We start from the raw sequence: 22,050 nt of genomic DNA, 5'->3' as shown, positions 1-22,050 counted from the left end.
CGAACTCTGGAGAAACCGTGAGCACACCCACGAGTACGCGTCGTCGCCTGAGATGGATTGTGCCAGCTCTGCTGGTAATCGGCTGGTTGGCTATCGGCGGCTTCGGTGGACCGTTTGCCGGAAAACTGAGCACAGTGCAGCAGAACGACAACACGTCCTTCCTGCCCGCATCGGCGGAAGCGACCGAGGTCGGCAAGCTCCAGGAAGGTTTCACCGACACACGATTTGTTCCGGCGATCATCGTCGCAGAACGTTCGGGTGGGCTGCAGGGCGGCGACAGTGCCTTCCTGACGGACACGGTCGCAGAGTTTGTCGGAACCGAAGGATTCGGTGACGCGAGCTCGCCCGCGATTCCGTCGGCGGACGGTCAGGCGTTGCAGCTGTTCCTCCCGATCGACAGCACAGTCGAGGTCAAGACCTCGGTGAAGGAACTGCGTGCCGCGCTCGAATCCGCGCCGGAGGGAATGACCGTCCTGGTGACCGGTCCGGCCGGTCAGGTCGCCGACTTGTCCGCCGCTTTTGCGGGCATCGACGGTCTCTTGTTGCTGGTGGCCGGATCAGTGGTGATTCTGATCTTGATCGTGGTGTATCGCAGTCCCATCCTGCCGTTCGTGGTTATTTTCTCGGCGGTCTTTGCGCTCGGCTTGTCGAGTCTGTTGGTGTACGCGCTGGCCGACGCCGACGTCATCGCGTTGAACGGTCAGAGCCAGGGCATTTTGTTCATCCTGGTGTTCGGCGCCGCGACAGACTATGCGCTGCTTCTGGTCTCACGCTATCGCGAGGAACTGCGCATCGAGCAGGACAAATACTCGGCGATGCGGGTGGCGTGGCGTGCCACGCTGGAACCCGTCGCAGCGTCAGCCGGTACCGTGATCGCGGGCGTTCTGTGCCTGCTGTTGTCGGATCTGAACTCGAACCGCGGATTGGGACCCGTCGCGGCCATCGGTATCGCCGCATCGTTCCTCGCATCGATGACGTTCCTGCCTGCCATTCTCGTATTGTTCGGCCGTACCGCGTACTGGCCGACCAAGCCGAAATTCGACGCCGACGTCGCCCACCACGACGAGGCAGACGATCACCGTTTCTGGGCCGGACTTGCCGCTCGCATCGGGCGGCATCCGCGTCGTTTCTGGGTGGCGTCGACGCTGGTGCTGGTGATCTTCGCGCTGATGATGCCGCAGTTCAAGGCCAGCGGAGTGGCGTCGTCTGACGTCTTTCTGCTCGAGGTCGACTCGGTTGCGGGTCAGGAGATTCTCGGCGAGCATTTCGACGCCGGATCAGGTTCCCCGGCGATTGTGATCGCTGATGCAGACCAGATGGATGCCGTTGTCGCGGCAAGCCGAGTCGACGGCGTCAGTGACGTCACTGTTGTTCAGAACGGGGGAGTGCCGCTTGTCGTCGACGGCCGTGTCTCGCTCGAGGCGACGCTGACCGATGCCGCTGATTCGATCGAGGCCGAAAACACGATTGTGCGACTACGTGATTCAGTCCACTCCGTCGAGGGGGCCAACGCCTTGGTCGGTGGTGTCACCGCTACGGATCTCGACACCAAGACCACGTCGACGCGCGACCGCACGCTGATCATCCCGGTGGTAGTGCTCGTGGTCTTCGCGATCCTCGCGCTGTTGCTTCGATCACTCCTTGCGCCGCTGCTGCTCATGGGCACCGTAGTGCTCTCTTTTGCTGCGACACTGGGTATTTCGTCGCTCGTATTCGAGCATGTCTTCGGATTCCCCGGCGCAGATCCGGTGGTGCCGTTGTTCGCGTTCGTGTTCCTCGTCGCACTCGGGATCGATTACAACATCTTCCTGATGACCCGGGTTCGGGAGGAGGCACAGAAGATCGGTACACGGGCAGGCGCGCTCCGGGGACTGACCGTCACCGGCGGCGTCATCACCTCAGCCGGAGTTGTTCTGGCAGCAACCTTCTCGGCGTTGGCTGTGATTCCGCTGTTGTTCCTCGCGCAGATTGCCTTCATCGTTGCGTTCGGTGTGCTGCTCGACGCGTTGATTGTCCGATCACTGCTGGTCCCGGCGTTGACGTACGACATCGGGCAGAAGATCTGGTGGCCGAGCAAGCTGGCGTCCACGCCGGAACCGACACCGGATCAGCCAGCACCTTCCGAGCCCTCGACCAGTCTCCACTAGGCTCGCCAGTATGCAGTCTTGGTCCGATACCGCACTCCCGTCCGTACCCGGTCAGGGGCCGCCGTTGCGGCTGTACGACACGGCCGACCGTCAGGTTCGTCCAGTCACCCCCGGGAAGACCGCCACGATGTACGTCTGTGGCATCACACCGTACGACGCGACCCACCTCGGGCACGCCGCCACGTACCTCACCTTCGACCTCGTGAACCGTATCTGGCGCGACGCCGGACACGACGTTCACTACGTCCAGAACGTGACCGACGTGGACGACCCGCTCTTCGAACGCGCCAACCGCGACGGTGAAGACTGGGTTGTTCTCGGAATGCGCGAGACGGCGCTCTTCCGTGAAGACATGGAGGCGCTGCGCGTGCTTCCTCCCAAGGACTACATCGGCGCTGTCGAATCGATCAACGAAGTTGTCGAACTCGTCGAGAAGTTCGTCGCATCCGGCGCGGCCTACATCGTCGAGGACGCCGAGTTCCCCGACGTCTACTTCCGGGCCGACGCCACCGAACAGTTCGGTTACGAGTCCGGCTACGACCGCGAGACCATGGAGAAGTTCTTCGCCGAGCGCGGCGGCGATCCGGATCGCGCCGGCAAGCGCAATCCGCTCGACGCACTGGTGTGGCGGGCTGTGCGCCCGGGTGAGCCGTCCTGGCCGTCACCGTTCGGACCGGGCCGCCCCGGGTGGCACATCGAGTGCGCGGCTATCGCACTCAACCGCATCGGCTCGGGTTTCGACCTCCAGGGCGGCGGCAGCGACCTCATCTTCCCGCACCACGAGTTCTCGGCAGCGCACGCCGAATGTGCCACGGGTGACCGTCGTTTCGCGCGTCACTACGTTCACACCGGCATGATCGGTCTGGACGGCGAGAAGATGTCGAAGAGTCGCGGCAACCTCGTGTTCGTCTCGAAGCTTCGTGGCGAAGGGGTCGACCCCGCAGCGATCCGTCTCGGACTGCTGTCCGGCCATTACCGTCAGGACCGGGCGTGGACCGAACAGGTCCTCGAGGATGCGCAGGATCGTCTCAAGGTGTGGCGTGCTGCCGCGGCCCTGAGTTCCGCTGCGTCCGTCACCGACACAGTTGCACGGTTGCGTCAGCATCTCGCCGACGACCTCGACACCCCGAAGGCTCTTGACGCCCTCGACGGTTGGGCGCGTCGTGCACTCGAAGGTGGCGGATCCGACGCACAGGCACCGGGCGAGTTCGCCGATGCCGTCGACGCCCTGTTGGGGATTTCGCTGCGCTGATGTACTAGCTGTGCGCCTTTGTCAACCGCGGGCGGTTAACAAAGGCGCACAGTGCTTTCACGGGCACGCCGGCGTCACCATGTCGTAGATCTCGTCGACCTGGGCTTGGGTCGGGATAACGCCGTTGTGTTCGGCCTGATCGCGGATTTCGTCGCTGACTTGTTGCTCCGAGGCACCCTCGGCGATGTCGTCGCACGTATCGAGCACGATCTCTTTGATGTCAGCATCGTCTCGATCCTGTGAAAGATCCGGGTAGCGGGTGCGAAACGCCACAACAAATGCAGTCAGTTTTCCCTGATCGACAGCGCTCATCTCGCCCGTCGACGTTCCGGCGGGCATTCGCATGGTTTCTTGACCGGTGGTGTGACCGTTGCCCTGGTTCTGGTCACCGTCGTCGTTTCCGCAGGCGCACATCATCGACGCTGCGCCCGCGATCATGATTGTCGCGATGGCTTTCTTCATGTCGTCTCCGCTCGCAAGTTTCGGCCCATGGATGAAAAGCGCGGGTGGTGCGGTGGTACCCAACCCGGGCGCTTCCCATTCCATCGACCTCGAGGCGCACGGTGTTAGGCGTAGTCGAGCGCACCTTCGGCCGGGGTGGGCACCCTACGGCGCAGCGGAGATCCGAGCGCTCTGGCCAAGTCCGTTCCGTCGTGTTCGGCGAGCAGTTCACCGTTCGACCACACCAGCAGCGCGGCGCTGACGGCTTGCTCGGCCGTCGAGTGAGCCAGGTCGTAGTGTGCGCACCCGGGGACGTCGGCGTACGTGATCCAGAGGTCGTATCCCGTCATGAAGAGGTCGAGATCGAACTGGACGCTCAATCCCAACAACTCGCTTCGACCGTTGTCGTCGACGCCGGCAAATGCCTCGTCGAGTGCAAGTAGCCGCGGCGCATGCGGATCGGCTGAATCGAGCATGACGTGCGCTGCCGCGAAGAGTGGCAGATGCAGCGACACCGACTGCTCGCCGCCGGACAGCGCGCTGTGCCGGGCGACGGTGAGTCTGTCTTCCTTGCCTTCGCCGCTGATGAGGGTGAAGGAGAAGAACCGCCACTGCCGGTAGTCGAGTGCCGACGACAGGATCTCCGGGTACGACCGCTCGGGATGCGCCGCCCGGGCAGTGCGAATCTGCGTCGCAAAATGTGCGCGCAGTGTCGCCAACTCGTCCACGCCCAGCGCCGACGCGTCTCGATCGAGCAGTTTGGAGATGGCGCGGGAGCTGTCGTCGAGGTTGTCGGCCAGAACCCAGTGGACGCCGATGGTGTTGCCGGACGACATGTGCCGCTCGCGCATCTCGGTGCCCATCTGCGCGATGAGTTCGCGGGCGTCGACGGTACGCTCGTGGATCTGTTGGGCCAGACCGGTGAGCAGTGCATCTTCGAGAATACGGCGCTCGGATTCGGTGAGCAGCTGCTCCTGATCTCCGCGTGCTTCGTGGATGCGGGTTGCGAACTCGCCGATCGAAGAGTGTCCCTGCTCGTCCTGCACGCGGACGACGGTGAGCCCGTCCGGTGCGTCCCACTGCAGGCGGTAATCCTGGCCGGCGGCAGCGAGTTGGGCGTCGAATTCCTGCAGCGCGGACGTCAGGGCCGTGCGGGTTGCCTTGCGCGCACCGTCGGTGACGCGAACCGTCGAGGTTGCCGCGTCGAGTGCCCGGTACAGCTTGTCCACGTCTTCGGGCAGTACCGGCGGGTGCGGGGCGTCGTCGGTGCGGTCCTCGTTCTGGATCCGGTAGACGAGTTGATCGGGGCTCATCCACGCCGCGGAACTGGCAGGCCAACTCAGCGGTTCGGTGATGCCGAGCAGCTCGAGCAGATCGGGTCGCGCGTACGGCGCGAGTTGCTCTGCGTCGCTACGCGTTTCGGTGAGGGTGTGCCGCAAGGTCTCGACGGCGGTGTTGTAGGCGCCTTCGGCGGTGCCGATGTGAAGCACGGCCGCGTCGTAGGCCTTACGGGCGGCGCGTTGGTCGACTTTGCATTCCTCGATCTTGGCGCGCGCCTTGGCGAGGTCGAGATCGATTTGCTCGGCACTCGCGCCGAGGGTGTCGCGCAGGGTTTCCAGGCGTTGGACCTGCTGGAGCAGGCTCTCCTCCGCGATGGCCGCTTCTTCGGCAAATTCCTCGGCGTTGGTGCGTGATTCGTCGAGGCGGTCGATCGATTCGCGTTCGAGTTCCACCTCTTTGGCGTACTCGCGTCGGCATCGCAGGGCGACGTCGCCTTGCTTCTCGAAGTGACGGATCGCCGCCGCCAACGAGTCGAGTTCCCGGCCGGCGTGCGGGGTGCGATGCGTCGACGCCGTCGCGCGCAACTGCTTTTCCTTGGCCGCGAGATCCGCTATCGCGGCGTCGAGTTCACGCTGCGCGCTGTCTGTTGCTTCGGACCGTGTGCGCAGAGCGCCCGCCGATTCGGCGACGGCTTTGAGCGCGCGCAGAATCGAGCCGGTCTTGGGGAGTTCTTTTGCGGCCGCGGCAAGTTGAGCCAACTGCTCGTTGGTCTGCGCCACGAGTGCTGTGCCGGTGTCGATTGCCGTGGCAAGTTCGTCGAGGGCGACGTCGATTTCGGCGATCCGGGTAGCGCGACGACGCGCGCGGGCCGTCGTGCCGATGTACTCGGCATCGGTCTTGACGTGCCGTCCGTGGACAACACCCTGCCAGAATCGGCCGTCGACGCCGATAGCAACTGCGGCGGTGGTGGTGTCCGCGTTCTCGACCAGGCTGATCGAGGCGAGAATTCCCCTGACCTGTGCGTCGGGGACGTCGGAGTTGCCCTCGACCTCGAGAACATCGGCGAGGGTGCGTCCCTTGGGCCGCTGCTTTGTCGGGAGTGCTGTGAGGAATTGCTCGCTGACGAATTCGGGCAGTTGCTCGCCTGGCACTACCCAGCCGTCCAACATATTTGCCGCTTGTAGTGCGGATTCGATTCCCGTGGCCACGTCGGGTTCGACAGACTCGGCGAACCGAACAAGGCTCCAGAAGGGCGCACCTGGTAGGTCCTTGCGGCTGTCGGTGCGGGCGTGGAATGCGGGCGGAGCATCGTCGTGCTCGGCCGAGACGGCCTTGCGTTCGGCTTTCAGTGCGGTGACTGAGGCGCGGGCGGCTGAGATTTCCGCTTCCGCACTGCGTCGACGCTCCCGCAAGGCTTCGATTCCGGCCTCGGTGTGTTCGGCGAGTACGGCAGCCAGCGTCGGAGCGTCTTCGTCACCGACTGCCGACAGTGCACCGTCCAGTGCCTCGAACAGTGAGGTATCGGCGCCGGCAGCGGCGTAGCGCTCCGAATGCCCGGTCCACCACGAGCGAAGGCCGGTCGCACATTCACTGCGAGCCAACTCGACGGCGGCTTCGCCTTCGAGCACCGCAGCTTTGGCTGATTCCAGCAGTTCTTGGCCACGACGCGACGAATTCTCGGCGCGGGTCCGCTCGGTGGTGGCTTTCTCCACGGTGGCGAGGGCGGCGCGCACAACACGAACGTCTCCGTCGCGCTCTTCGGCGTGGCCACGCACGGCAGCGGTGATCTGATCGCTGCGGGAACCGTCCGGCAGCGGTGTCCAGACGATACCGGCGTCTTCGGCGGCGACGCGCAGTTCGTCCTCGGCCCGCGAGAGCGCTTCGGCACCGCGGCGTACCGACGCGGTGGCCTTTTCGGCTTCGTCGCCGCGCTGCGCCAATGTTGCCTGCGCCTTGCGGGACTTGTCGGCCTGCTGCTCGGTGGACAGTTTCAGCGTTGCGACGGCCTGCGCGAGGTCGTCGAGCTGCTGCTTGCCTTCGTACGCGCTCGAGCGTTGCAGCGCTTCGACATTGGCGCGGGCGTGATCGAGTGCCTGTTCGGCGGCATTGAACCGTTCTTCGGCTGCTGTGCGCGCTTCTCGGCTCCGCAGCTGGGCAACAGCCGATTCGTCCATGGCGGCAACACCTTTGGTGACCGCGGCCAGGCGGGCCCCGACCTGTTCGATCTCGCCCCGCGACTGCTGGCGCAGATACTTGGTGTAGACGCCGATGAAAGTCTGGGCCGCGCCGTCGGCAGCGGCCAGCCCCTCGAGCGCGCGGCCCACTTCTTCCATGTCGCTGAACGAGCGGGCAGCTTCGAGCACCAATTGATCGTCGAGGGGGCGCAGTCCGTCGGTGAGGGCCTGCGAAAGACCCTTCGGGTCAAGGTTCTTCGCTAACTGCGGACGGCGCAGTGTCAGGATCAGGTTGATCAGCTGGTCGTAACGCTGCACGCCGAGGCCGAACATGCGCGCGTCGATGGCGGTGCGGTAGTCGAGGGGACGGTCCGTGATCGCGTCACTGCCCAGTTGCTCGGCCAACTGCTTCTTTGTCAGCGGGCGATCGTCGGCGCCGATCAGCGAGAAGTCGACACCCACTCGGCCGTCGGCGACGAAGTACCAGCGTGTGACCTTGTCGTTGGTTCGGCTCGCACGCATGCCGATGCCGACGGTGACGGCTTCGGGGTCGTCGAGTGAGCCGCGGCAGAACTCCATCCACACATAGGAGTGTGCGGTGTCCTGCCCGCGATAGAGCAGGTTCGACTTCATGGTGCGTTCTTCGCCGGCAAACGGATTGAGGCGACGCGGTTCGATGCGGCCGTCGAAGACAAACGGGAACAGCACCTCGAGTGCCTTGGTCTTGCCGGATCCGTTGGGTCCGCGCAGGACAAGGCGGCCGTCGGCGAAGGAGAATTCCTGGTCGCGGTAGTCCCAGAGGTTGATGATGCCGGCCCGGGTAGGTCGGAAACGGGCGCTGTTCATGCGTTTTCTACCTCTGGTTCTTCTGTGCTGCCGGAAAATTCGGAACTGGGCTCGGGTGCGGAGTTGTCGACCGCAAAGTCGATGAGGGGATCGCGTTCGCGGACATTGACCACAACGTCGCGGTAGCGCGCGAGTACGGGCAGAACGAGCACTCCGCCGGGTACCGCGTGTGTCAGGCGCAGTCGCTGCAGCAGGCCGAGTGACTGTTTACGCAGTCCGTTGTGGTCCGCCTGCCACTGCGCCGCAAACGTTCGGCCGAACTGATCCACCAATTCGGTGATCTTGTCGGCCAGCCACGTGTCGTCGATCAGGGGATATGTCGCCGGTTCCTCGGGATCGGCAGGCTCCGCAGCAGGTTCGACGGGCTCGGCATCCTCGTCGGCAAGATCCTCGAAGATTCCGGCCTCGGGGATCGCTGCATCGAGTTGCTCGATGAGGTGGTCGTCGGACTCGGGAGGAAGCGGGAGTTTCGGCAGTTCCGGCGCGTCGACGTCGAGTATCCGGTCGGCGATTTCGCCGGCCAGCAGCAGTGCGACCTGGGCGATCGTGCCGGTGCTGGGAAAACGCACGTCAGACAGGCGCCCGGTGGGGTCGATCATCGCGATTCCCTCGGCCCGGCGCTCGGCAACGAGTCCGGTCAACATTTCGACGTCGGACGCGGTCTTGGGTTGGGCCAACGCGATCAGTTCATGCTGATCGAGTTCACCGGCCAACACCACTGGGCGTTCGACGAGAGCCCGACGCACTCGCCGCCCGATTGCCTTGGCGTCCACGGGAACCCCGTCTTCCTCAGCCGCCTGGGATGTTTCGGCAGCAAGGAGTCCGCGAATGGAATGCAGGTGCTGCAGCGCGCGCGGTGGGCGGAACAGTGCCACGACGACGGATCGGTCGATGTCGTAGAGCGCTTCTCCCGCTTCGGGATTGGATGCCCAGCCGTTGGCGTCACCGTCGGCGAGTGCGATGGCGCCACGCACGCCGAGCCAGCCGACGGCGTCGACAAACGCGTCGCGATCGGCACCGCGATCGGTGGACAGTTCGACGCCGTCCACCTGCGCGGCGTCGGCGGCCACGTGATCTGCCAACTCCGACAACGTGATCTGGTTGCCGGCGCGGCCCAATGCCGCGAGGCACAGAGCCAAATACGAGTACCGGGTGCGGTCGAACGTGCGCTCGGTTGCCGTCTGGGCGGGTGCCGACGGGTTGAGGCGATCGGAGACCGTGAACAACCGAGCCGTTGTCTCGGTGACCTCGAGGCGGTAACCGAAGAGGTCGAGGAGGTCATCTCGCAGTTCGGTGGCCCACCGGCGTAGCAGTGGCAACGCCGCCCGATCCGGATACGACGTGGTGACCAGGTGATTCGACAGGATGACCCTTGCCGCGCGTTGATACGAATCGAGCGCAAGGGGAGTGATCTCGCGAGCTCTCATCGAACGCTGACCTCGATGCCGTCGAGGTGCATCCGGCCACGCGCGGTGGTGATGGTGGTGGAACCGTCCGACGGGCTCAGCGTCAATTTCACCCCGTTCTCGCTACCGGTGGAACTCTTGACGCGGCCGACGACCGGCACGCGGGCCGTGAGTGCGGCATTGAGCAAACTCAGCAAAACTTCGGTCTCCTGCTCATTGAGCTCACGTTGATACACACCGTTGGTGGCCAGGGATTGTGCTGCGGCACTGCGGGTTCGCTGCGCCGCGAGCTGTTCTTCGCGCAGCCGTCGGATACTTCCGTCGTTGCGGGCGACCTTGCTGGGCAAGCCGGGCGACGGTGGGCGCCCTGTTTCCGCCAGGGTGCGGGCGATCTCGACGGGCGGTGCCTCCCACCAGGATCGGTGGTGGGAAATAATGTCGGCGTCCGGGTGGACCATCGACAGGTGGCGCGGGCGACCGAGGTCGAACACGGCCTGGAACAGTGCATGAGCCGCGTCTTCGGACGGTGTCGCGGCAAACCACCCCGCGAGATGGCGCAGCTGACTTTCGCGGCTGACCCCGCCTCGACGGGTTTCCGTGACGCGGCGCAACAGAGCAAGCACTGCGGCAATCGCGCTCATGGTGCCTTCGCGCAGTCGCTCGGACTCGCTGATCCCGGTCTCGGCGGAGACGAACCACGCGGTCAAACCGCGCCAGCGGGCCATCCAGTCGTCTTCGCGTTCGGCGATCGGAACGAACACTCGCTCGTCGCTGGCGGCAGCGAGCCGGATCATCCGGTCGACCCCTGTCGATTCGACGTGCTCGATGGCTTCCTTGAGTTTCGGGGCGTACCGCGCGAGGTCGGAGCTGAATTCGCGCATGTGCGTCAGCAGGGCGTCCTTGTGGTTCAGGAATGCCTGCGGCGTCACTTCCGTCGTCCGAACCAGATCGCCGAGCGTGAGATAGAAGTGCGCGGCACGATCGGCCATGTCGGACAGTGTCGAGTCGAGGCGTTTGAGTTTGCGGAAGATGAGGTCGCCGTCTGCCGTTCGATTGGCTTCGGCCAGTTCCGACATGTCGGCCAGAAGGTCCGCCAGCGCCAGTCGTGAGAGGGACGAATTGTCGAGCCTGGCGGCAAGTACGTCCTCGACGGACCGGTACACCTGATACCCGGCCTGGCCGAACTGGTACACAAAATGGCGGTTCCGATACTCGGCCAACGACGCGGCGCGTGTGCCGTCGTAGCTGCGTTCGAGAATCTCCCACACGTGCAACTGGTCCAGCAGAGGCGCAATCTCGGTTGACGACAGCTGAGCGGCGGGATCCGAGCCACCGATCTTCTCGAGGATCTGAGCGACCGTCCCCGCATGGAGCAGGACTGTGTAATTGGCGCGCGCGTGGTCGAATGCGCGAAGTACCCACAGGTACTCGGCGCGCTTCTCGGCGACCGTGAACGAAAACAATTTCAGTCGATGGGTATCCGCGTACGCCGTCGCTACGCCCGCGATATGCGTTTCATTCACCATGACAGCGTAGGCGAGAGTGTCGTCCGAATTTCCCTACGGTCGATCCTTGGCTGGGGAGGCGGCGCGTCGCCACTGCGATTCGTTCTCGATCATCCAGCCCATGAGGTGATCGGCCGCTGCTTCGTCGGCATCCGGACCGACGAGAAGATCGGCGTAGGCCTGACTCGGAGACACGATCCGGATGCCGTCGCGGGTGAGAATTCGGTCGAACACCGACGGTGACAGGGGAGCGGTGACCCACACATCGGCACCGGTCTCGACGCGCCGCAGGCCCAACGCGTCGGCAAATTGGTCGACGTTGTCGGCGTGGAAATGAGCCCGCTGAGTGGGCGCATACCGGGCGAACGGCGCGGCAGCGACGGATGCCGTTGCCGCATAGATGTGTCCGCTGAGTTGGCGGAGCTGATCGAAGAGCGCTTCAAGTCCGTCTGGAGCGTGAAAGCCGTGCGGTGTGGGTGCTTTGGCGATGGATTCCTGTGCCCACTCCCGGAGCATCTTCTGCCAGTTGGCGTCGGCGATGCCGCCCCGGGGGAGTCTGGTCACCAATTCCCGATCGGCGAGGGTTTGCACCACTCGATACGTTGCGCCCGTTGATGCCCCGGCCAAACGGACCAGCGCTGTGATCGCCAGGGGCGGGGCAAAATCTGCGAGCGCCCGCACGACCCGCGCCGACGGATCGCCGGCCAGCTGGCCCGACGGCCGGCCGGGGCCGCGCCACGGATCGGCGTCGGCGCCCCTGCCTCGCACCCAGACGGCAGGGCGATCGGCGGTGAGAGAGACGTTGCCCGTCGCATCGGCGTAGGAGAGTGCATGGGCGTCGAGTTGGCGGCGCACCGGTTCGGACAGATATTTGGCGCAGACGAACCCGGTTTGCCCGGTGGGGAAGCGGTCGGCGATACCGGGAACGTCGCTGCTGAGAACTCCATGTGCGGCGTAGACGCCGAACTTCGCGACCGACCCGTCAGGGGAGCGCAGGTCGAGGCGAATGGGTGCTTCGGACAGGTCGGGGGAGCGTTGCGTCGACAGTGACCAGGTGGCGGGCAGATTTTCTTCGATGATCGCGACGGATCGCCGAAAAATGTCGATGGGGCGCTCGGGTTCCGACTCGGATTCGCTCATTGTTCCATTGTATCAATATCTGTCGCTGACGGAAACGCCAAATTTTCCGAATATTTGTCGTCAGTTCTATCCGAACCAACGGCCTCAATTCACCAAGTCACCGCACTTCAGTAACCCAAAGGATCAAGAAATCATCGACGGAGGGGGTTAAGCCTCCGCGGTATTCGACGGTTTCTGCCGAGGCATGATCAGCGGAGCCACAACAGCAAGTAGAGCGGCGGGTATCAGGAAACTTGCGATGGACGAGGCGTCGTAGATCGGAGTGAGAGCGAGGGGAGCGAGTGCCGCGCCGCCGAAGCGCATTGCCTGGACGACGGATACCGCGCCGCCGCGATTCGGACCCTGCGAGCCGAGCACCGCCGCGTTGACGCCGACGAGTACGAACTGGCTGGACACACCGGCAATAAACCAGGCGATCGCAATCGCCGGGATAGCGGACGCGAGTCCTACGACTGCAACGAGTACAGCGCCGCTGATTGCGCCGATGGTCACTGCCTTCCGGGCGCCGATGCGGTCGATCAGGATTCCCGCTCGTCGGGCGGCGATAATGCCGGCCAAACCGAACAGCGTCAGCATCAGACCGCGGGCTGTGGGCGAGAGACCGAACTCGTCCTCGAACCGGAATGCCAGGAGGAAGCTCAGACCGCCGAGTGCGCCCCAACCGAGGAGGGCGGCAACGCCGATCCGCAGCACTTCCGGACGCAGTGCGTCACGGAGTCTGGCGGGCGCGGCAGACGGAGGCGCCGTGGTTTTGGGTAACCCGACGGCGCCCAGAACTCCAGCTACAACCGCGATGACGAGAAATGCAAGGCGCCAATCGAATTCGGCCGCGAGGCCGCCGATCAGGGGAGCGGACGACTGACCGGCGGCCTGAAACGCACCGAAGGCGCCCAGTGCGCGGCCGAGGTGGGCCTGTGGCGTCGCTGCTGCCAATGATGCAAGCAAGAGGGGAGTTGTGAAGGCATTGGCGCTACCTTGCAGGACCCGAGCTGCAAGGAAGATGTCCAGCGTCGGAGCCAGGAAACATGCCAACGACGCGGCCACGTACACGCCATACGCGATGCGGACGGTCCGCACTTTTCCCCACCGGGAGCCGAGAGTTCCCGACACCAACATCAATGCCGCAAAAGGTAGAAGGTACGCAGTGAGCGACGACGCGGCCGCGGACGCCCCGACCCCCAGGTCGTCGCCGATCTCGGGGAGAACGGACGCCACCACGCCGCCGCCGAACGGGCCGAGAAACCCGCCGGCGTACAGCGCGATCAACTGGAGGCGAAGGCGAAGCGGTCTGGGGTTGTGCGTGTTTTCGTCGGGAGAAGTGTTGCTCACAGCCCGAAGCTACCGGGGCCTCGCCGCCGCAGGTAACGCTCGAATTCGGCAGCGATCGCATCGCCGTCGATCTTGGCGATTGCTTCTGTGATGTCTGTCTCAGCGTCGCCGCGCTCTTCCAAAGTCCGTACGTATTCGCCGATCTCCTCGTCGTCTGCAGTCATTTCGTTGACCGCTTCTTCCCAGTCCTCGGATTGAGAGGGGAGCTCGCCCAGGGGAACCTCGATGTCGAGAACGTCTTCGACGCGCTGCAGCAGTGCCACCGTGGCTTTGGGGTTGGGCGGCTGAGACACGTAGTGCGGCACCGCTGCCCAGAACGAGATGGCTGGTACGCCGGCCCGGACGCACTCGTCCTGAAGAACTCCGGTGATGCCGGTGGGGCCTTCGTAGCGAGTCTGCTCGAGGTTGAATCGAGCTGCGGATTCGCTGCTGTATGCGGTTCCGGTCACCGGTACCGGACGGGTGTGCGGTGTGTCCGCGAGAAGTGCTCCGAGGATGACCACCGTCTTGACGTTCAGTTGGTCGATCAGCTCGAGGAGATCCTCGCAGAAGCTGCGCCAACGCATGTTCGGCTCGATACCGTGAAGCAGAACGATGTCGCTCTCGCTGCCAGGCGGTGAGCAGACGGACAAACGTGTGGCAGGCCACACGATTTCTCGGGTGACGCCGTCGACCTGCCGTACGGTCGGGCGGTTGACCTGATAGTCGTAGTAGTCCTCCGAATCGAGTTCCGCGAGCGGTTGGGCATCCCAGATCAGTTCGAGGTGCTCGACGGCGCCGCTGGCGGCGTCACCTGCGTCGTTCCAGCCTTCGAAGGCTGCCACGAGAATGGGATCGCGGAGCACGGGGATATCGCCTTGGGGGCGATCAGGGCTCTCGAAGGCCGCGGAATCATCGAAATCGACCGGGCCGTCGGGAGTGACGGGGAACTCACTTGGACTCACCCACCCAGCCTACGGCCAGAGCATCGGAGAGCGCCCACTACTCTGGACGGCATGTCTGCCCCATTTAACTCTGCCCTGCTTGATGCGTTGAATCAGCGCGTTGTCATCGGCGACGGAGCGATGGGCACCATGTTGCAGGCCGCGGACCTCACACTAGATGATTTCCTCGGACTCGAGGGGTGCAATGAGATCCTCAACGACACCCGCCCCGACGTGCTCAAAGACATCCACCGCGCGTACTTTGCCGCCGGTGCCGATGCTGTCGAGACCAACACTTTCGGGTGCAACCTGCCCAACCTCGCCGACTACGACATCTCGCATCGAATCCGTGAGCTTTCCGAGAAGGGCACTGCCCTCGCTCGTGAGGTAGCTGACGAGATGGGGCCAGGCCGCGACGGTATGGCCCGCTTTGTTCTCGGCTCGATGGGCCCGGGAACCAAGCTGCCCAGCCTGGGCCACGCCCCGTTTGCCATCCTGCGTGACGCGTACACCGAATCCGCCCTCGGCATGATCGAAGGCGGCGCCGACGCCATCCTCGTCGAGACCTGCCAGGACCTCCTTCAGGTCAAGGCTGCGATTCTCGGCAGTCAGCGGGCGATGGAACAGTTGGGCTTGCGGATTCCGATCATCACGCACGTGACGGTCGAGACCACCGGAACCATGCTCCTCGGCAGCGAGATCGGTGCCGCGTTGACGGCACTCGAGCCGCTCGGCATCGACATGATCGGACTCAACTGCGCAACCGGTCCGGCAGAGATGAGCGAGCACCTTCGCCATCTGTCCAAGTACTCGACGCTGCCGGTCTCCGTCATGCCGAACGCCGGCTTGCCGCAGCTCGGCCCCAATGGTGCCGAGTACCCGCTGACCGCAGACGAATTGGCCGAAGCCCTCAGCGGATTCGTCTCCGAATTCGGTCTCGGCATGGTTGGTGGCTGCTGCGGAACCACCCCAGACCACATCAGGGCAGTCGCCGACGCGGTTCGCCTCGTGGAGAAGGCGCAGCGCACCCCGATTCACGAGGCCAGCACGTCGTCGTTGTACTCGGCTGTCCCGTTCGAACAGGACGCCAGCATCCTGATGATCGGTGAGCGCACGAACTCCAACGGCTCCAAGGCTTTCCGTGAAGCAATGCTGTCCGAGGATTACCAGAAGTGCCTGGACATCGCGAAGGATCAGACTCGCGACGGCGCGCACATGCTCGACCTCAACGTCGACTACGTGGGCCGCGACGGCGCTGCCGACATGTCCGCACTCGCCAGCCGGTTGGCAACGGCGTCGACGCTGCCGATCATGCTCGACTCCACCGAACCTGCGGTTCTGCAGGCCGGACTCGAGCACCTCGGTGGACGTTGTGCCGTCAACTCCGTCAACTACGAGGACGGCGCCGGTCCCGAGTCTCGTTTCCACAAGATCATGACGCTGGTCAAGGAGCACGGCGCAGCCGTTGTCGCGTTGACCATCGACGAGGAGGGCCAGGCGCGTACGGCCGAGACCAAGGTCGCGATCGCCAAGCGCCTGATCGAGGACATCACAGGCAACTGGGGTCTCGCAGAGTCCGACATCATCGTCGACGCTCTCACCTTCCCGATCTCCACCGGTCAGGAAGAAGTGCGCCGCGACGGCATCGAGACCATCGAAGCGATCCGTCAGCTCAAGGCCGCGTACCCGGAACTGCACTTCACACTGGGTATTTCCAACATTTCCTTCGGCTTGAACCCCGCCGCCCGGCAGGTGCTCAACTCGGTGTTCCTGCACGAATGCACCGAGGCCGGCCTCGACACCGCGATCGTGCACGCCTCCAAGATCCTGCCGATGGCACGGATCCCGGAAGAACAGCGTGTGACCGCACTCGACCTGGTTTACGACCGTCGCAGCGAAGGGTACGACCCCCTGCAGAAGTTGATGGAACTGTTCGAGGGTGTCTCGGCAGCGTCTGCCCGTGAGTCACGCGCTCAGGAACTTGCCGGTCTGCCATTGTTCGATCGCCTCGAGCGTCGCATCGTCGACGGCGAGCGCAATGGCCTCGACGACGATCTCACCGAAGCGATGACGGTCAAGTCCCCGATCGAAATCATCAACGAGACACTGCTTTCGGGCATGAAGACCGTCGGTGAACTGTTCGGTTCCGGACAGATGCAGTTGCCGTTCGTTCTGCAGTCCGCCGAGGTCATGAAGGCGGCAGTTGCGTTCCTCGAGCCCCACATGGAAGCGACGGACGACGACGGCAAGGGTCGCCTCGTCATTGCGACGGTCAAGGGCGACGTCCACGATATCGGCAAGAACCTTGTCGACATCATCTTGAGTAACAACGGTTACGACGTCGTGAACCTCGGCATCAAGCAGCCCATCGCGACCATTCTCGATGCTGCGATCGAGCACAAGGCCGATGTCATCGGCATGTCCGGACTGCTCGTGAAGTCGACAGTGGTCATGAAGGACAACCTCAAGGAACTGAACTCTCGCGGTGTCTCGGAACAGTTCCCGGTGTTGCTGGGCGGTGCCGCGCTGACGCGTTCGTACGTCGAGAACGACCTTCAAGAGGTGTACGACGGAACCGTGAGTTACGCACGCGACGCTTTCGAGGGTTTGAATCTGATGGATCAGATCATGACCGAAAAGCGTGGCGGCGGACCCGCGCCGGACAGCCCTGAGGCGATCGCCGCGCGCGAGAAGGTTGCCGAGCGGAAGGCTCGTCATGAGCGTTCCAAGCGGATCGCCGAAAAGCGTAAGGCCGAAGCAGCTCCCGTTGTTCTGCCGGAACGGTCCGATGTTGCAGTCGACATCCCTGTTCCGGCCCCGCCGTTCTGGGGGAGCCGCATCGTCAAGGGCGTGGCACTGTCCGAGTACGCCGGTCTGCTCGACGAGCGCGCACTGTTCCTGGGGCAGTGGGGACTTCGTGGTCAGCGTAAGGGCGACGGTCCGACGTACGAAGAGTTGGTCGAAACCGAAGGCAAGCCGCGACTGCGGTACTGGCTGGACCGGTTGACGGCCGAGGGCATTCTCGCGCACGCCGCCGTGGTCTACGGCTACTTCCCGGCGGTGTCCGAGGGTGATGACGTCATCGTGCTCACCGAGCCGAAACCGGATGCGCCGGAACGATTCCGGTTCACGTACCCGCGTCAGCACCGGGACCGTTTCCTGTGCATCGCGGACTTCGTGCGCTCGCGTAAGGAAGCAGAAGCGACCGGCCAGGTCGACGTTCTCCCGTTCCAGTTGGTCACGATGGGGCAGCCGATCGCGGACTTCGCGAACGAGCTGTTCGCGTCGAATTCGTACCGTGACTACCTCGAAGTTCACGGCATCGGAGTTCAGCTGACGGAATCGCTTGCCGAGTACTGGCATCGCCGGGTTCGTGAAGAACTGGTTCTGCCTGGCGGCCATTCGGTTGCCGAGCAGGATCCCACCGACGTGTCCGGCTACTTCGACCTCGAATACCGCGGCGCGCGTTACTCCTTCGGATACGGGGCCTGCCCGGATCTCGAGGACCGCGCCAAGTTGGTCGCGTTGCTCGAGCCGGAGCGCATCGGCGTCCACCTCTCGGAGGAACTGCAGTTGCATCCGGAACAGTCCACCGACGCATTTGTCCTGCACCACCCGGAAGCCAAGTACTTCAATGTCTGAGTTGTTGACCGAGGTATCCGAGACGACGCTGGGTGGTGTCCTGTGGGACATGGACGGCACCTTGCTCGATTCGGAGAAGTTGTGGGACGTTGCGCTGCGTGAGCTGTCGCTACGCCTGGGCGGGCCGATGACGGAGGCGACGCGCGTTGCCGTCATCGGCGCGTCGAGCCCGTTTGCCCTGGCAACGGTGTTCGATTCGCTGGGGCTCGAGCAGCACCCGGAGGCAGTCGCCGAGGCCAAGGACTGGATGTACGCCCGCGTCGGCGATCTGTTCGAGGACGGTGTGACCTGGCGTCCCGGCGCGCAGGATGCACTGGCGATTGTTCGCGACGGGGGACTTCTCTCGGCTCTGGTCACCAATACCGAGCGGGTACTGGTCGATCGCGCACTCGGGATGCTCGGACGAGAGTTCTTCGACCACAGCGTCTGCGGCGACGAGGTAGCCAACGGCAAGCCTGCCGCGGATCCGTATCTGAGGGGTGCTGCGCTTCTCGGTTTGGAACCGTCACAATGTCTGGCGATCGAGGATTCGCCGACAGGCACGGCTGCGGCCACCGCTGCGGGCTGCGGCGTGCTTGTTGTTCCCTGTGAAGTCGATGTTCCGGCGGGGCCGGGACGTATCTTCCGGGAGTCGTTGACGGACTTGTCGATTCATCATCTCCACGACGTTCATGCGCGTGCGGCACGTTAGGCTGGTGTAGCAAAAGTGTCCATTCCGAAAATTGTTCTGTTCTACCAGTTCACGCCGTTGGCCGATCCCGAAGCGATCAGGTTGTGGCAGCACAGCCTCGCCGAGTCGAACAATCTGACCGGCCGAATCCTGATCTCGCAGCACGGAATCAACGCGACGGTGGGCGGCGATATCGAGGACGTCAAGCGGTATGTGCGTGGCACCCGCGGGTACGAACCGTTCCGCATGGCCGACATCAAGTGGTCGGACGGACTCGGCAACGATTTCCCGCGCTTGTCCGTCAAGGTGCGCAGCGAGATCGTGACGTTCGGTGCGCCCGACGAACTCGCGGTCGATGAGAAGGGTGTGGTGGGCGGCGGCGTCCACCTGGCACCGAAGGAACTGCACGAACTGGTCGACAACCGCGGTGACGATGTTGTCTTCTTCGACGGCCGTAATGCCTTCGAGGCCGAAATCGGACGCTTCCGCGACGCCGTTGTTCCGGACGTGACAACAACACGGGATTTTGTCAGCGAACTCGACAGCGGCAAGTACGACCACCTCAAGGACAAGGCAGTGGTCACCTATTGCACTGGGGGAGTGCGCTGCGAAGTGTTGTCGTCGTTGATGCGCTCACGCGGTTTCGGTGAGGTGTACCAACTTGACGGCGGGATCGTGCGTTACGGCGAGACGTTCGGCGACAAGGGCCTGTGGGACGGATCGTTGTACGTCTTCGACAAGCGGATGAACATCGAATTCTCGCCCGAGGCAAAGGTTCTCGGTGTGTGTGTCGACTGTGGAACGCCGACGCCGCGCTTCCGTAACAGAATCGACGGAGACGGAAGGACCCTCGAATTGCTGTGCGAGAGTTGCTCACCCGATCTCGAACAGGTCTAGAGGCGTGCCAAAGGCTCCGCTACCGATCCGAGACGGGCTCGGGCCGGATCGGTTGCGGATGCCCCGGACATCCGACGCGCGTACCGTCCTCGAGTTTCTGGTCGGTGAGTTTCCCGGCGAGCACGAGCTGTGGAACGCCCTCGTCGCTGCTGGTGACGTTGTCGACGAGCACGGGCGGATCATTTCGAGCGAGACTCCGTATCAGCCCACCCGCTTCGTCTACTTCTACCGCGAACCACCACCCGAAATCCCGGTCCCGCACGAGATCGAGATCCTGTACCGCGACGAGCAGATCCTGGTCATCGACAAACCGCACTTCCTCGCGACCATCCCGCGCGGCGCGCACATCGTCGAAAGCGCGGTCGTCCGTCTGCGTCGTGACCTTCATCTCCCTGATCTGGCGCCGGTACATCGACTGGACCGCATGACCGCCGGTGTCATCGTGTTCACCGTGACTCCGGACCTGCGACGGCCTTATCAGGAACTCTTCGCGGAGCAGAAGATCGTCAAGGAGTACGAAGCCATCGCGGGATTCGATCCCGAATTGACGTTTCCACGCATCGTCCGTAGCCGGATCAACAAGGTGCACGGGGAGATGACCGCCACCGAAGTCGAGGGCGAACCGAACAGTGAAACCCGAGTCGAGTTGGTCGAGCTACTCACTGATTCTGCTGGTAGCACGCTCGGTCGATACCGGATGTTCCCGAAAACCGGGCGCACCCACCAACTGCGACTGCATCTGAACTCGATGGGCATTCCCATCGTCGGTGACAACTACTACCCGCACTACCGTCCGGCGGTACCTGGTGACTTCTCCACACCGTTGCGACTCCTCGCCCGGGCACTGGAATACCCGGACCCGATCACCGGCCACACTCGCCGGTTCGTCAGCACACGCGCTCTCGATCAGGGCTTGTGACGGGCCAGCCTGTAGGCCTGTGAAAATCCGTTCCGCACTCGTGAAAGAATAGCTACCTGTGAAGACCTTCGAATCCTTGTTCGCCGAGTTGACCGAGCGTGCTGCCACCCGTCCCGAGGGGTCCGGCACCGTCGCCGCCCTCGATGCCGGTGTTCACGCACAGGGCAAAAAGGTCATCGAGGAAGCCGGTGAAGTGTGGATCGCTGCGGAGTACCAGAGCGATGAGCAGCTAGCCGAAGAAATTTCTCAGCTCTTGTACTGGACTCAGGTGTTGATGGTCGGCCGCGGGCTGACCCTCGAAGACGTGTACCGACATCTGTGAAGAGGATCTGACCCGACAATTCCGGTTCCCTTTTCCCACGTCTGACCACACCTTCCGAAAGGACGTTCACTGATGTTGCGCGTCGCAGTTCCCAACAAGGGTTCGCTGTCCGAGTCCGCCGCCGAAATCCTCAGCGAAGCGGGCTACCGTCGTCGCACCGATTCCCGCGACCTGACTGTTCTGGACCCCTCCAACCAGGTCGAGTTCTTCTTCCTGCGCCCCAAGGACATTGCCATCTACGTCGGATCGGGTGAACTCGATCTGGGCATCACCGGTCGTGACCTCGCCGGAGATTCCGGTGCACCGGTTTCGGAGCGTTTGGCGCTCGGTTTCGGTCGCTCGTCCTTCCGTTACGCCGCACCTGCCGGCAAGGACTGGACCGTCGAAGATCTTGCCGGCCTCCGTATTGCGACGTCGTACCCGAACCTGGTTCGCAGTGACCTCGCCGCTCGCGGCATCGACGCTTCCGTCATCCGCCTCGACGGCGCCGTGGAGATCTCGATCCAGCTCGGTGTCGCCGACGCCATCGCCGACGTGGTCGGTTCCGGCCGCACGCTTCGTCAGCACAACCTTGTTGCCTTCGGCGATTCTCTGTGCGACTCGGAAGGTGTCCTGATCGAGCGCACCGGCGCCCCGCAGGACGACGCGGCCCGTAACCAGTTGATCGAGCGGGTTCGCGGAATCGTGTTCGCTCAGCAGAACCTGATGATCGACTACGACTGCCCGCGCGGCATTCTCGACGAAGCAATCAAGATGACGCCGGGCATGGAATCTCCGACTCTGTCTCCGCTGGCCGATCCGGAATGGGTCGCCGTGCGCGCCATGGTTCCCATCAAGGGACACAACCAGGTAATGGATGCTCTCGCTGAACTTGGCGCCCGGGCCATTCTTGCGTCCAACATTCGTTCGGTACGCGCGTTCTGATCAGTTAGTTCTCGTGTATTCGCGCCCGTTCCGGAACATCGGGAACGGGCGCGAATCTGTATCGCCTGGACGCATACCGCCCTCGTCTGTAGTGCCTGTGTGTGTCAGGTCATTCAACGCAGCAAACTGAGAGCGTCCATCTTGTCTACGAGAATGGTCTTACAACAAGCATGCAGTGCGTTGTCGCGTCGCGCGGCCGGGCGACGGGTCTTGTCGCCATTGGGCGTATCCG

15 protein-coding genes are annotated in these 22,050 nt (G+C 63.7%); 8 read left to right on the top strand and 7 right to left on the bottom strand.

All coding sequences use genetic code 11. From position 1 onward, the window contains the following. The first annotated feature begins 17 nt into the window (after nt 1–17). Nucleotides 18–2,147, top strand: a complete 2,130-nt coding sequence (locus tag RG2_RS14825) for an MMPL family transporter (RefSeq protein ID WP_033231933.1) — start codon at nt 18–20, stop codon at nt 2,145–2,147. Nucleotides 2,148–2,157: 10 nt separating this feature from the next. Further along, nucleotides 2,158–3,399, top strand: coding sequence for a cysteine--1-D-myo-inosityl 2-amino-2-deoxy-alpha-D-glucopyranoside ligase (gene mshC, locus RG2_RS14820; protein ID WP_033231934.1), 1,242 nt, complete (start codon nt 2,158–2,160; stop codon nt 3,397–3,399). A gap of 57 nt (nt 3,400–3,456) precedes the next feature. Here the strand turns inward: mshC and RG2_RS14815 are convergent, their stop codons facing one another. The 7 genes from RG2_RS14815 to RG2_RS14785 all read right to left on the bottom strand — a co-directional run bounded on the left by RG2_RS14815 (nt 3,457) and on the right by RG2_RS14785 (nt 14,465). Next, nucleotides 3,457–3,861 carry a hypothetical protein gene (locus tag RG2_RS14815; protein ID WP_033232187.1) on the bottom strand — a complete coding sequence of 135 codons (405 nt, stop codon included), beginning with the start codon at nt 3,859–3,861 and terminating at the stop codon, nt 3,457–3,459. Nucleotides 3,862–3,965: 104 nt separating this feature from the next. Then, complete coding sequence (locus RG2_RS14810) at nt 3,966–8,141, bottom strand: TIGR02680 family protein (RefSeq protein ID WP_033231935.1); 4,176 nt, start codon at nt 8,139–8,141, stop codon at nt 3,966–3,968. After that, entirely contained in the window at nt 8,138–9,568 is a 1,431-nt protein-coding gene (locus tag RG2_RS14805) for a DUF2398 family protein (protein WP_033231936.1), read from the bottom strand. The genes RG2_RS14810 and RG2_RS14805 overlap by 4 nt, the downstream gene beginning before the upstream one ends. Further along, the gene (locus RG2_RS14800) at nt 9,565–11,073 is read right to left on the bottom strand and encodes a TIGR02677 family protein (RefSeq protein WP_051730313.1); all 1,509 of its coding nucleotides are present in this window, start codon (nt 11,071–11,073) and stop codon (nt 9,565–9,567) included. Before RG2_RS14800 ends, RG2_RS14805 begins: the two co-directional genes overlap by 4 nt. Before the next feature lie 33 nt (nt 11,074–11,106). Beyond that, nucleotides 11,107–12,192, bottom strand: coding sequence for a helix-turn-helix domain-containing protein (locus tag RG2_RS14795; protein WP_033231937.1), 1,086 nt, complete (start codon nt 12,190–12,192; stop codon nt 11,107–11,109). Nucleotides 12,193–12,339: 147 nt separating this feature from the next. After that, entirely contained in the window at nt 12,340–13,521 is a 1,182-nt protein-coding gene (locus RG2_RS14790) for an MFS transporter (protein WP_033231938.1), read from the bottom strand. Then, nucleotides 13,518–14,465, bottom strand: coding sequence for a PAC2 family protein (locus RG2_RS14785; protein WP_033231939.1), 948 nt, complete (start codon nt 14,463–14,465; stop codon nt 13,518–13,520). Before RG2_RS14785 ends, RG2_RS14790 begins: the two co-directional genes overlap by 4 nt. A gap of 51 nt (nt 14,466–14,516) precedes the next feature. Between RG2_RS14785 and metH the strand changes: the two genes are divergently transcribed. The 6 genes from metH to hisG all read left to right on the top strand — a co-directional run bounded on the left by metH (nt 14,517) and on the right by hisG (nt 21,818). Further along, the gene (gene metH / locus RG2_RS14780; protein WP_072782539.1) at nt 14,517–18,086 is read left to right on the top strand and encodes a methionine synthase; all 3,570 of its coding nucleotides are present in this window, start codon (nt 14,517–14,519) and stop codon (nt 18,084–18,086) included. Beyond that, a complete protein-coding gene (locus tag RG2_RS14775; protein ID WP_033231940.1) occupies nt 18,079–18,777 on the top strand; it encodes an HAD family hydrolase in 699 nt (232 codons plus the stop codon). Before metH ends, RG2_RS14775 begins: the two co-directional genes overlap by 8 nt. Before the next feature lie 15 nt (nt 18,778–18,792). Continuing rightward, a complete protein-coding gene (trhO, locus tag RG2_RS14770; RefSeq protein WP_033231941.1) occupies nt 18,793–19,653 on the top strand; it encodes an oxygen-dependent tRNA uridine(34) hydroxylase TrhO in 861 nt (286 codons plus the stop codon). 4 nt (nt 19,654–19,657) lie between these two features. Beyond that, a complete protein-coding gene (locus RG2_RS14765) occupies nt 19,658–20,572 on the top strand; it encodes a pseudouridine synthase (RefSeq protein WP_033231942.1) in 915 nt (304 codons plus the stop codon). A 58-nt stretch (nt 20,573–20,630) separates the two neighbouring features. Next, nucleotides 20,631–20,894: a phosphoribosyl-ATP diphosphatase gene (locus RG2_RS14760; RefSeq protein WP_003944933.1), complete on the top strand. Its 264-nt coding sequence runs from the start codon at nt 20,631–20,633 to the stop codon at nt 20,892–20,894. Between the two features lie 72 nt (nt 20,895–20,966). Next, a complete protein-coding gene (hisG, locus tag RG2_RS14755) occupies nt 20,967–21,818 on the top strand; it encodes an ATP phosphoribosyltransferase (RefSeq protein WP_033231943.1) in 852 nt (283 codons plus the stop codon). Nucleotides 21,819–22,050: the final 232 nt, after the last annotated feature.

Origin of the sequence: Rhodococcus globerulus NBRC 14531 (assembly GCF_001894805.1) — a bacterium.
Taxonomy (GTDB): Bacteria; Actinomycetota; Actinomycetes; order Mycobacteriales; family Mycobacteriaceae; genus Rhodococcus_F; species Rhodococcus_F globerula.
Note: the sequence above shows the minus strand (reverse complement) of the source record. Positions and strands in the feature narration are given on the sequence as shown.